The 12,073-nt window shown below is 76.1% G+C and carries 7 protein-coding genes and 1 tRNA gene; 2 read left to right on the forward strand and 6 right to left on the reverse strand.

Annotated features, from left to right (window positions below):
* Positions 1–756: a hypothetical protein gene (locus P9841_RS14655; protein ID WP_283319376.1), complete on the forward strand. Its 756-nt coding sequence runs from the start codon at positions 1–3 to the stop codon at positions 754–756.
* 18 nt (positions 757–774) lie between these two features.
* Here the strand turns inward: P9841_RS14655 and P9841_RS14660 are convergent, their stop codons facing one another.
* The 6 genes from P9841_RS14660 to P9841_RS14685 form a co-directional block, all read right to left on the reverse strand.
* A complete protein-coding gene (locus P9841_RS14660) occupies positions 775–1,476 on the reverse strand; it encodes an ABC transporter ATP-binding protein (protein WP_283319377.1) in 702 nt (233 codons plus the stop codon).
* Positions 1,473–2,399: an ABC transporter ATP-binding protein gene (locus P9841_RS14665; RefSeq protein ID WP_283319378.1), complete on the reverse strand. Its 927-nt coding sequence runs from the start codon at positions 2,397–2,399 to the stop codon at positions 1,473–1,475. Before P9841_RS14665 ends, P9841_RS14660 begins: the two co-directional genes overlap by 4 nt.
* Complete coding sequence (locus tag P9841_RS14670; RefSeq protein ID WP_283319379.1) at positions 2,396–5,047, reverse strand: FtsX-like permease family protein; 2,652 nt, start codon at positions 5,045–5,047, stop codon at positions 2,396–2,398. Before P9841_RS14670 ends, P9841_RS14665 begins: the two co-directional genes overlap by 4 nt.
* Entirely contained in the window at positions 5,044–8,127 is a 3,084-nt protein-coding gene (locus tag P9841_RS14675) for a hypothetical protein (RefSeq protein WP_283319380.1), read from the reverse strand. Before P9841_RS14675 ends, P9841_RS14670 begins: the two co-directional genes overlap by 4 nt.
* Before the next feature lie 721 nt (positions 8,128–8,848).
* A complete protein-coding gene (locus P9841_RS14680; RefSeq protein WP_283319381.1) occupies positions 8,849–10,513 on the reverse strand; it encodes an RHS repeat-associated core domain-containing protein in 1,665 nt (554 codons plus the stop codon).
* A gap of 241 nt (positions 10,514–10,754) precedes the next feature.
* A tRNA-Lys gene (locus P9841_RS14685) sits at positions 10,755–10,827 on the reverse strand.
* A gap of 167 nt (positions 10,828–10,994) precedes the next feature.
* Between P9841_RS14685 and P9841_RS14690 the strand changes: the two genes are divergently transcribed.
* Positions 10,995–12,026, forward strand: a complete 1,032-nt coding sequence (locus P9841_RS14690; RefSeq protein ID WP_283319382.1) for a hypothetical protein — start codon at positions 10,995–10,997, stop codon at positions 12,024–12,026.
* Positions 12,027–12,073: the final 47 nt, after the last annotated feature.

The following is a 12,073-nucleotide window of genomic DNA, read 5'->3' on the forward strand; positions in this document are numbered from 1 at the left end:
ATGAACCTGCTCGCCTCCGAGTGGATCAAGACCCGCACCGTCCGCAGCACCTGGGTGCTCGCCGCCGCCACCGTCGTGACCACGATGGTCGTCAGCCTTCTGGGCATCAGCGGGCTGCTCGCGGACTGGCAGGCCGACCTGCCCGCCGACTTCGACCCCGTCGCCGTCAGCCTCAAGGGCATCCTCGTCGGGCAGGTCCTCGTCGCCACGCTCGGCGCCCAGACCGTGACCAGCGAGTACGCCACCGGGCAGATCACCGCCAGCCTCACGATCGCCCCGCGACGCGGCCTGCTGCTGGTGTCCAAGGCGGCCGTCACCGTGCTGGTCGCGCTCGCCACTGCCGTCGTCACGGTCGCCGCGAGCGTCGGGGCGAGCCAGGGCGCGCTCGCCGCCGCCGGCCTGCCGACCGCCGACCTCACCGACCCCGCGTCGCTGCGGGCGCTCGCCTGCGCCGTCGCCTACCTGGTGCTCACCGCCGTGCTCGGACTCGGGTTCGGCACCATCACGCGCAGCTCCTCGGGCGCCCTCTCGATCGTCGTCGCCGTCGCGCTGCTCGTCCCGGCGCTCGCCCCCGGGCTGCCGGGCGTGCTCGGCGAGTTCGCGGGGACGTACTGGCCGACCACCGCCGGTCAGGCGTCGTACACGCTCGACGGGGTCGGGTCGGTCACACCGCTCGTCGGGATCGGCGTCATGGCGGTCTTCACGGTGTGGACCACCGTCGCGGCGCACCTGACGCTGCGGACGCGGGACGCGTGACGCGGCGCATCCAGCGGCTCACGCCAGCACGCCGGAGCGCAGCTCCAGGACGCGGTCCGCGCGCTCCGCGATCAGGGGGTCGTGCGTGGTGAGCACGGCGACGGTCCGGCGCTCGCGGACGTGCGCGAGCAGCACGTCCATGACGGTCAGCGCGGTCTCCGAGTCGAGCTGCGCGGTGGGCTCGTCGGCGAGCAGCAGGGCCGGCCGGGCGACGAGGGCCCGGGCCACCGCGACGCGCTGCTGCTGGCCGCCGGACAGCTCGTCCGGGCGCTGGCGGGCGTGCGCCGTCAGGCCGACGGCGTCCAGGGCCGCCGCCACCCGCTCGGCGCGCTCGGGGCCCGGCACGTCCGCCAGGCGCAGGGGGACCTCGACGTTCTCGGCCGCCGAGAGCACGGGCAGCAGCCCGAACGACTGGAACACGAACGCCGCGCGCTCCCGGCGCAGGCGCAGCAGCTCGCGCTCGGGCAGGGCGCTGACCTCGGTGGTCCCCAGGCGCACCGTGCCGGCGTCGAGGCGCTCGAGGCCGCCGAGCGCGTGCAGCAGGGTCGTCTTGCCCGATCCGGACCGGCCGCGGATCACGACGAGCTCGCCGGGTCGCGCCACCAGGTCCACGCCGCGCAGCGCGTGGACGGCGCGCGGGCCGCTGCCGTACGTCCGGACCAGCCCGGAGGCGTGCAGCTCGTCCGCCGCGACGCGCGCGGTGGGGGCGGGGGCGCTCACCGGTCCTCCTCGTCGCGCCCACGACCGCCCTGCGGGGCCGGGCGGTCGTGCGGCGAGACGCGCACGTGGTCGGGCTCCAGGCCCAGGCGCACCCGCTCGCGCAGGTCGAGCGCCTCGACGAACTCCCGCGGCAGCTGGAGGCGGCCGACCTTGTCGATCACGGCGAACTCCTCGTGCAGGTGGTGCTCGCGGCCGTGCTCGTCGACGGCCGTCCGGCGCAGCGTCTCCGTCGCGGTGCGGCCGTCGCGGATGCGGACGGTGCGGCGCACGTGGGAGGCGACCGCGGGGTCGTGCGTGACGATCAGCGTGGTCATGTCGAGCTCGGCGGTCACGTGCCGGATCGCCTCGAGGACGTCGGCGCTGGTCGCCTCGTCGAGCTCACCGGTCGGCTCGTCCGCGAGCAGCACCCGCGGGGCGTTGGCGACGGCCGTGGCGATCGCGACCCGCTGCTGCTCGCCGCCGGACAGCTCCGCGGGGCGGTGGTCGGCCACGTGCGCGACCCCGAGCACCTCCAGCAGCTCGGCGGTCCGCGCGTGACGACCGGCCCGCGAGCCGCGGCGGCGGGCGAGCTCCATCGGCAGGGCGACGTTCTCCGCGGCCGTGAGGTACGGCAGCAGGTTGCGCGCGGTCTGCTGCCAGACGAAGCCGACGGTGTCGCGGCGGTACACCTGGCGCTCGCGGGCGGACATCGCGGCCAGGTCGTGCCCCGCGACGGCGGCGCTTCCCGCGGTGGGCCGGTCCAGCCCGGACAGGATGGTCAGCAGGGTGGACTTGCCCGAGCCGGACGCGCCGACCAGTGCCACCAGGTCACCGCGCTCGACGGAGAGGTTGAGGCCCTGGAGCGCCTGCACCTCGACGCCCTCGGCCGTGAAGATCCGCACGACGTCCTCGCACAGGATCTCCGGCGCCGTCATGGTCGTCATCCTCCCGCTCCTTCCCGCAGCACACCGACAGGCGACACCCGCCGCGCGGTCGCGGCCGCCACGACGACACCGATCCCCACCACGACCGCCAGGCCCGCGCCGGTCGCGAGCAGAAGGCCCGCGTCGAGCGCGACCGGCGGCCGCTCGACCGCCCCGGTGAACGGCCGCAGGTCCGCCACGCGCAGCACCGACGACGGCAGCACCAGGCCGGCGACGACCCCGGCGATGCCCGCGACCACCACCGGGCCGAGCACCTCCGCGACCACGAGGCGCCGGTGCACGCGGGCCGGGGCTCCCAGCGTCGCGAGCAGCGCGGCCGTGCGGCCCCGCGCCGGGGCGTCCGCCACGAGCAGCAGGACGAGGCCGAGCGCGACCAGCGCCAGGCTCGCGGCCGCGACCAGCAGCATCGCGGAGCGCACACCGGTGACCAGCACGCCGTCGGCGATCTCGGCGACCGCCTGGGCGCGGCTGGTCGCCGTGAGCCGGGCGCCGGTCGCCTCCCCGACGGCCGCGGCGACCTCGTCGGCGTCGGCCCCGGGTTCGAGGCGCACCAGCAGCCGGTCGGCCGTCGGTGTCCCGCCCGCGTCCGCCCAGGTCCCGGCGTCGACGACCGCCCACCCGGTGCCGGAGGTCACGCCGGGGACCTGCTCGGACGCCACCGCCGCGAGGTCGAGCCGGCCCGCGGGCGCGTCGAGCGACACGCCGCCGGCCGGGACACCGGGGGAGACCAGCAGCCGGTCCGAGCCGGGCGCCAGGTCGACCCGGTCGCCGGGCAGGCCGTCCTGCACGGTGGCGAGGGCGTCGGCGTCGACCACGGCCAGGTCCACGGTGGTGCGCGTGCGGTCGTGCCGCACGGTCACGGTCCCGACCTCGGCGACGGTGGCGAGCGCCGCGACCCCGGGCACGTCGCGGGCCGCCTCGACGCGTTCCTCGCCCAGTCCCAGCCCGTCGGCGGACCACGCGACGTCGAGCCGCAGGTCGGCGCCCACGTACTGCACCGCGCTGCCCGCCGTGGCCTGCGTCATGGTCGCGACGGCGGTCGTCGCGAGTCCCGCGGTGGCGACGCCGAGCGTCAGGGCGAGCACCGGGACCAGGCCGGCCGCGGGCACCCGGGCGGCGCGCGCCACCCCGAGGAACGCGCCGAGGTCACCGCGGCGGGAGACGAGGCGGAGCGCGAGACGGGCCGGCCACCGGTAGGCCCGGCGCACCAGCAGCGCGGCCGACAGCCCGACCAGGACGGGCAGCACCGCGACGAGCGGGTCGGAGGTGGACGTGACGCCCAGCGCGACGCCGGTCACGCCGAGCACGAGCAGCTCCGCCACCCAGGCCCAGCGCCGGCCCCGCGCGCCCCGGCCGCCGTGCACCCCGGCCGCCGCCCCGACCATGAGCGCGACCGCGGCGACGGTCAGCACCGCCGGCAGCACGAGGTCCGCCGGGTCCGTCCTGCCGGGCACCAGGAGGCCCAGCGCGAGTCCGGCCGCGGCACCGGGCAGGGCCGCGACGAGCGCCTGGGCGCCCACCAGCGCGCCGAGCCGGAGGGAGGACGCGCCACGGGCCCGCAGCAGGACCAGGGCGGCGCGCCGACGCTCCACCGCGAGCGTCGCGACCAGCCAGAGCACGCTCGCGGCGACCCCGACCAGGCCCGCGACCAGCGTCCCGAGCAGCGTCGTGGCCGTGTGCTCGCGGCCGTCGGCGGCGGCCAGCACCCCCGACAGCCCGGTGCGCAGCTCCTGCGCGGCGCGCACCCCGTCCAGCTCGGCGGCGAGCGCGTCCCGGTCCACCTCGGCCACCTCCGCCGGGTCGACGGGGTACCAGGAGTCGACGCGGACGCCGCGGGGGTACATCAGGGCGCCGACGGCGCTCGGGTCGACGTAGCCGATGCCGTGGACCGTCCAGCCGCGGGCGTCGTCGCGGTCGACCGCGGGCTCCAGGACGCCGGGCAGGTGGTCCCAGGTCCCCGCGTCCGGGTCGACGGCCTCGACCAGCCCGGTCAGCCGCACGCGGAACGGCGCGTTGGTCGCGTCGACGGAGGTGCGGGTCTCGCCGACCCGCCACCCCATCCACTCGGCCGTCGCCGGGGTGAGCACCACGTCGAGGTCGAGCTGCCGGACGGTGCCCGCCGAGCGTGGCGCGTCCACCCAGTCCTGCGCGTCGGAGCCGACGGCGTCCACCCACGGCTGCACCGCGGGCGGGCCCGGCCAGCTCCCCTCGACCAGGCGCAGGTCGTCGTCGCGCGTCCCCGGCGAGAGCGCGAGGTCCATGGCGGAGATCCCGCTCGAGTGCGGCCCCAGGTCGACGACGAACGACGGCCGGGTGAGCTCGAGCTCCGGCTCCCGCAGCACCGCGGCCAGGGCCGGGCCCACGTCCGCGACCTTCGCGGTGACCTGGTGCTCGACGTCCGCCAGGCCCGCGAGCGCCTCCTCGCCGGTGGGCGGGGGCACGACCATCGCCTGGTCCGGGACGGTCGGCACCAGGTCGCGCTGCGTGGTGGGCAGCGCCTGCGCGCGGGCCGCGAGGTCGTCGCGCAGCAGCCGGTCCAGGGCCCGCGGCCAGCCGACGGTCAGCGCGACGAGCCCGGCGACCACCAGCGCGAGCACGACCAGCGACCACGCGCCACCCGCGAGCTGGCGGCGCAGCACCCGGATCACGAGGCCACCTCCGCCCGCGGCGACGCGGTGCGCGCACGCCGGGCGGTGTCGCGGGCGGTCGTCGCCACCACCAGCACCACGGCCAGCGCCGTCGCGCCGAGCCAGGTCGCGAGCGCCACGGCGTCCAGGCCCGGCTCGACGGGCAGCGGGAGGGTGCCGCCGTCCAGGGCGTCGACGAGAGGCTGCGCGACCAGCAGGGCGAGCCCGGCGCCACCGACCGCCCCGGCGAGCGCGGCAGGCACGAGCACCCGCACCTGCTCGGCGACCCGCAGCGCGGCCTGCGCGCGGCCCGGCACGCCGACGCCGCGCAGCGCGCCGATCTCCGGGCGGCGCGCCCGGGCCGACGCACGGGCGGCCGCGAGCACGCCGCCGGCGGCGAGGGCCACCGTCGCCCAGGTGGCGAGCCGGAACGCCGCGAGCGCCGGCTCGAGCAGCTCCGTGGCCCGGGGCTCGGCGCGCACCACCTCCGCGGCGACGCCGGCCCGCTCCAGCGCCGCGGGCAGCGCCGTGTCCGACGGGCCGTCGGCGGGCCACGCCCAGAGCTCGCCGGGTGCGTCGACCGTCGACCCCGTCCAGAGCTGGGCGCCCGACCAGGCGTCGAGGTCGGCCAGCAGCGTGACCGGGTCCGCGGAGCCGGGCACCGCCGCGACCACCTCGGCCACCTCGACCTCGACGCGGTGGCCCGGCACGACGAGCGTCGTCGTGTCGCCCACCGAGAGGGACAGCGCCGCCGCCAGCTCCTCGCCGGCGACCACCGGCAGCGGCCCGCCGGGCACGGCGGCGAGCCGCACCGTCGTGCCGGGGGCCACGTCCCCGGCAGGGACGTGCGCGACGGCACCCACGTCGTCGGGGCCTGCGGGGAGCGGGTTCGCCTCACGGCCCACGAGCAGGCTGCGCCAGGTGGCCGCGCCCAGCGGGCCGGCGTCGGTGGCCAGGCCGGTCACCTCCACGCGGTGGTCGTCGGTGGCGTCGACGTGGACGTCGACCGCGGCGAGCGCCGTGGCGCCGTCGGGCAGGGGGGCGGACCACGTCGTCGCGTCCGCGTGGCCGGGGGCGTCGGGGCCCGCGGGGTCGGTCGGATCGGTGGGGCCGGGCTGGAGCGTGAGGTCGACCGGCACGAGCGTGCCCGGCGCGGTGCGGACCCAGGCGGCGACGTCCGGGCGGCCCAGCCGCTGGCCGGTCGCGGAGGTGTCCGTGACGGTCACGGTGGCCGTCAGCGTCGTGGCGCCCGGGGGCAGGGGGAGCCCGGTGTCCCCGGCCGCCGCGGGGTCCGCCGCGGTGTCCGCGGTGCCGGGCGCGTCGTCCTGCGGCGCGCGGTGCAGCTGCGGCCAGGCGTCGCGCGGCACGGCGACCAGGTCCGCGGTCACCGCGCCCAGCGTCACGCGCGTGGTCGCCGCGCTGACGACCGTCGCCCCGGGGTCGGCGGTCGTGGCGGCCGCGAGCGCGGCGGGGACGCCGGCGGGGTCGTCGGGGGTCACGCGCAGGTCGGCGCCGGTCTCCACGGCGGCGCGCTCGGCCTGGAGCAGCGCCCAGGACCCGAGGAAGCCCGAGACGGCGACGGCGGTGGCGACAGCGAGCCCGGTCAGGGCGGCGGTCGCGGCGTGCGCGGTCGGCCGCCGCGCCACCTGGTGCACCGCCAGCACCCCCAGGCCCGGCCGCCGGGCAGCCCACCGTCCCGTCGCCCGCGCGACGGCCGGGACCAGGGCGGCGGCGAGCAGCGCGATCGCCAGCAGCGACAGCGCGAGGGCGGCGCTGGCCAGCGGGTCCGGCGCCGCGCGGCCCCCGACGGTCCGCACCGGCGTGCCCATCGACAGCAGCCGCCACAGCCCGAGGCCGGCCGCCGCGAGGGCCAGCGCCAGGACGCCGAGCAGGGCCGACCCGCGCAGCGGGCGGTCCGCCCGCTCCTCGCGCAGCGGCCCGCGCACGCGCACCCACGTCGCGCCGGCGAGCACCAGGGCCACCCCGGCGGCGACCCCGGCCGGCGCCCCCACGGCCAGCTCGGAGGGGACGACCCCCAGCCCGCGCAGCCCGGCCACGGCGAGCGCGCCGCCCACGGCCGCCCCCACCACCCCGACGGCCACGCCCTCGACGACGGCCGCGCCCACGACCCGCCCCCGCGAGGCGCCCCGGGAGCGCAGCAGCACGAGCTCGCCGCGCCGCACCTCCGTCAGCAGGGCGGCGAGCTGCCCGAGCACGACCGCCCCCACCAGCGCCGCGAGCAGGGTGGCGGGCAGCGACAGGGCCCGCACCGTGCTCAGCGTCCGGTCGACGTCAGCCAGCGTCGTGTCCAGGCCGTCCGTGCCCAGCACGCCGAGCTCGTCGACCGCGTCGTCGTCCTTCAGCCCCGCCAGCGACGCCGCGAGCGCGCGGCGCAGCTCGGGGACCCCGCCGGGAGCGAGACCGTCGTCCGGCACGAGGGTCCACCGCACCCGGACCGTCGCGGGCACCCCGTCCAGGGCGGTCTCGTCGACCCACACGGCGCCGTCGGCCTCGCCGAACCAGCGCGGGTCGCCCGGGTCGGTCGGCTCCCACACGGCCGCGACCTCCACCTCGAGCGGGGTCGAGGACTCGCTGGCGCCCAGCAGCGTGAGCCGGTCGCCGGGCGTGACGCCGAGCGTTGTCGCGGTGGCGCGGGACAGCGTGGCCGGGACGGGCGCCTCACCGTCGGAGGGGCCGCCCTCCGGGGGCATCACGCCCTCGACGACGTCGACCTGCGCGGCCAGCCCGGGCTCGGCCGCGACCACCACGCCGGCACCGCCACCGTCGACCGTGAGCTCCGTCGACCGGTGGCTGCGCTGCACCACCACCGGCATCCCGTCCAGCGTGCGGGCCAGGACCTCCTCGCCGGCGGCGACCTGCGCGGCCGGGTCGTGCCGGGACCGCGGCGTCGCGACCTGCATCGCCGCACCCGTCGGCTCCGCGTCGTGCAGCGCCGTCGTCAGCCCCGCCTGCGCCGACAGCGCGACGTACCCGAGCACCGCGACCAGCGTGGCGCTCACCAGCGCCGCGATCACACCCACCAGTGCGAGCAGGCCCAGCTGGGCACGCGCGCGGCGGCGCAGCAGGCGGGCGAACGTCACGGGCACTCCGGTGGGGTGGGCGGCCCGGGCGGCGCGCCTCTGTGCGGGGGAGCCTATGACGCCGCGGGCGGTGACGGGTCCGGATGGGTCTCCAAGTTCCGGAACGCCGGTCCGCCAATCCCGGCGCTGGGGACTGAGCCAAACCCGCGGTGTCGCACGGCGTTGTCAGTCGGATGGCGCGAGTGCCGCTGTACCGACGCCCGCCACCATGATGATCAATCCCGTGGCAGCAGCGGCGCGGACGGCTCTGCCCCTCGGGGACTTCGGGTCCAGGTTCCTCGACAGGAAGGCGTAGCCGACGAGCCCGAGACCGATCAGGCCTGCGGTGATCGCAACGAGTGTTACAGCGGTCTTGAGCACCTAGCGCCCCGATCCACATGTCACAGCTGGACAGCACCAAACCCCGGACTGCCCTTGATGCCCGGCTTGGCTGCAGGCATCCAGGACTCCCTTCCCGAGACGATCATCGCCTCAGACCAGGTGTCCAGAGAAGCGGGTCAGACTCCCGTGGAGGCACCTGCGCGTCAGCGCCTACGAACGGCCCTCGCGTACAGCCAGTAGATGGCGACGAACACCGCAGCAGTCACAACACCGCCGGCCAGGTATGGACCCGGTTTCCCCGTGGTGATGGCGAGAACCACTCCTGCCGCCAGCGCCCCGCCAACGGCGGGTACGAGGATGGAACGCTTCATGCTGGCCTCTCTCTCGAACGGCTGACGGATCAGTACGGATCGTTGATCGTTCGGGCCGTTTCGATGATCTTGCCGACGAAGCCGGCGATGCACCCGGTGGTCCATCCAACTGCAGCGCCCATCGGACTGGCGAACGCGCCGACAATCGCCCCGGTGACAGCTCCGGCGAGGCACGCCTCCCCCGGGGTAATGCGCAAGCCGCTGGGGTCGGTGAAGTTGACCGGGTTGTTCGCGGCGTAGGCATACCGGTTGGCATTGAACAGGTCGAACGGGCTGGCAACGGTGTCCATCTGGGTCCAGCGACCTTCGTGGGCGTCGTAGTACCGGGCGCCGTTGAGGGTCCAGGTGGTCGTCCGGTCGTTGAGGCCACCCGTGTAGAGGAAGGGCGTGAAGGTGACGCCGACTCCGGCACCGTCCTCGAGGACCTCGGGGACGCCGTAGGGGTCGAACTCCACGACGGTCTCGGTGGTGTTGTCGTCGGCGATGAGTGCCAGCGGTGAGCCGAGGTTGTCGTAGACGTACAGCCCGGTCTCGGCCGACTCGGTCCGCAGGGACAGCGGTGTGCCGAGCGCGTCGTGCTCGATGTACGCGGTTTCGCCGCCGTGGCGGACCTGTTCGATGAGCGGCTGGCCGAGCTGGTCGGTGCGTCCGAGGGTGTACTCATACTCGCCGTCCGGGGTGGTCTGGGCGACGAGCTCGGTGTTGCCGAACCCGGCGTACAGGTACTCGAACGTCTGGCCGCCGCGGGTGACCGAGTCGAGCTGGTCGCCTGCGGTGTAGCCCAGGGTGCCGACCTCGGGGTCGGCGGTGAGGTTGCCCGCCCCGTCGTACGTGAACCCGGCGGTGGTGGTCTGGTTGCCGGCGTTGTACGTGCGGGTGAGGGTGCCGTCCGGGCCGGCTGACGTGAGCCGGTTGCCGCGGGCGTCGTAGGTGTAGTCGTAGCTCTGAGCGGCCTGCCCACTGTTGCTGGCGGTCACGTCAGCGCTGATGAGGCGGTTGGCGTCGTCGTAGGCGTAGGTCGTGACCTGGGTGGTGAGGTTGTTGCGCTTCCACTGCAGCGTGGAGCGGTCGCCCGCGGTCGTCCCACCGGTGCATCCCGGTTGGGCGGCGTTGGTGCTGTAGCAGTACGTGGTGTCGACGACGTCGGTGATGGATCCGCCGGCGACCGCTTGGTCCGCCCGGATCCTCGAGATCCGGCCTGAGGAGTCGTAGTCGGTGTGCGAGTGCGCGGCGAACTGCGTGTTGTCGCCGTTCGTGGCCAGCCACGTGTCGGTGCGGCGGCCCTCGTCGTCCACGGCGAACCGCGTCCACGACTCCTGACTTCCGATCACGGTGACCTGCGCGACCTGGGCGCCGGCATCGTCGTACTCGAACGTCGTGGTGCCGCGACCGTCCGTGGTCGTCGCCAGCCGCGAGGACTTGTCGTAGCCGTACGACACCGGGTCGTCGTCGCGGTCGTGCGCCCGCTCCAGGAGCCGGTTCATCCGGTCGTAGGAGTAGGTCGTGGTCCCGGACACGTCGGTCCGCTCGGCGAGACGGCCAGCTGTGTCGTACTCGAACGTGATGTCCGGGTTCGCGCTCGTGCCGGAGTAGTCGACTCCTGTGAGCCGGTCGAGGTCGTCGTACCCGTAGGTGACGGTGACGCCGGCGCCGTTGGTCGCGGTCGCCAGTCGCCCGTACTGGTCGTACGTCATCGCCCGGGCACCGAGGCTCGTGCCGGTCGGCGGGGTGATCGACGCCAGCTGCTTGTTCGCGTCGTACCCGTACGTCGTCGGGTTTCCGGTGTTGCCCGGTGCAGTGGCCGTGGCGACCGTGCCGTCGGAGTTGTACGTCAGGACAGCCTGCGCAGACAGGGCGTCAGTCGTCGTGAGCTGGTTGCCCGCACCGTTGTAGGTGTACAGCGAGGTCTTGCCGTTGTTCAGAGACCTGAAGGGGTGGGCCCCGTGGGGATCGAACCCACAACCCGCGGATTAAAAGTCCGCTGCTCTGCCAGTTGAGCTAGAGGCCCGGGAGGTGCGGGATCCCGTCGGGCTTCTCCGGGGAGAGGCCTGACCGTCCTGCGCCGAGGACGAGGCTACGCGGTCGGCGCCCGCCGGAACGCGCGCGGCGTGCCGCTCCGGAGGGCGTCAGCGCGAACGGCGCCCGCTGCACGTGGCCCGCCCGTAGGCTCCGGTCGTGCCCGTCACCGTCGTCCCGCTGCCTGGAGGCCAGGGGACGCCCAGGGCCGACGTGAGCTCGCCTCTCACGGAGCGGGATCTCGCGGTGCTGCCCGGCGGTCCCTGCGTCGTGCAGCTCCGCGAGCCGATGCGGGCGGCCGACCACGAGGTCCTCGGTCGGTGGATCGCCGAGCACCCTGAGGCCGAGCTGCGCGTGCACGGGCGGCTGCCCGAGTCGCTGTGCTTCCTGGAGCATTACCCGCGCCTGCGGGCCTTCTCGCTGGACTCCGCCTCCCGCGACGTCACCGACGCGACCGGCCTGGAGCACCTGCCCGAGACGCTGCGGTCGCTGACGCTCGACGTCCGCCTCCCGGGCGGGAGCCTGGGCGTGCTGTCCCGGTTCCGCGAGCTCCGCTCCCTGCGGCTCGGCGAGGTCGGGCGCCTGCCCGGGAGCGTGGCCGGGCTCCCCGTCACCGAGCTGCACCTCACGGGTGTCAGGACGCTGGACGGCATCTCGGCGCTCGCCGACGTCACCACCCTGCGGCTCCGCAGCGTCTCCGCCGACCTGGCCCCGCTGCTCGGCCTCGGCCGGCTGACGGACCTCACGCTCGCGCTCGGGGGCTGCCAGGACCTCACCCCGCTCGCCGAGCTGCCGGGCCTGCGGCGGTTCTCGGCCCGGCAGGTGCGAGGTGTGGTCGACCTCGGTCCTGTCGTCGGCGGGCGGCTCGAGGAGCTGGACGTCGCGCAGCTCCGGCGGGTCACCGCGTTGCCACCGCTGGCACGGGCGCGCGCCCTGCGACGCGTGACGCTCGAGCACATGCGTGGCCTCACCGACCTGGCGCCGCTCGCCGCGGCCCCCGCGCTCCAGGAGCTCGCCCTGATCGAGATGCAGCACCTCGGGCCGGGGGATCTCGCACCCTTGGCCGGGCACCCGACGCTCACGAGGGTCGACGTCGGGCTCGGCAGCCACCGCAAGAACCTCGCAGCGCGCGACCTCGTCCACGTCCCCGGCAGCTACGGCGGCCACCCGTGGCCGGTGCCTGGCCCGTAGGACGCTGCGTCGCGCCGCGGGTCTCGCACGGAGGCACCGTCCGGCGC

Source organism: Cellulomonas sp. ES6, assembly GCF_030053835.1.
Lineage (GTDB): Bacteria > Actinomycetota > Actinomycetes > Actinomycetales > Cellulomonadaceae > Cellulomonas.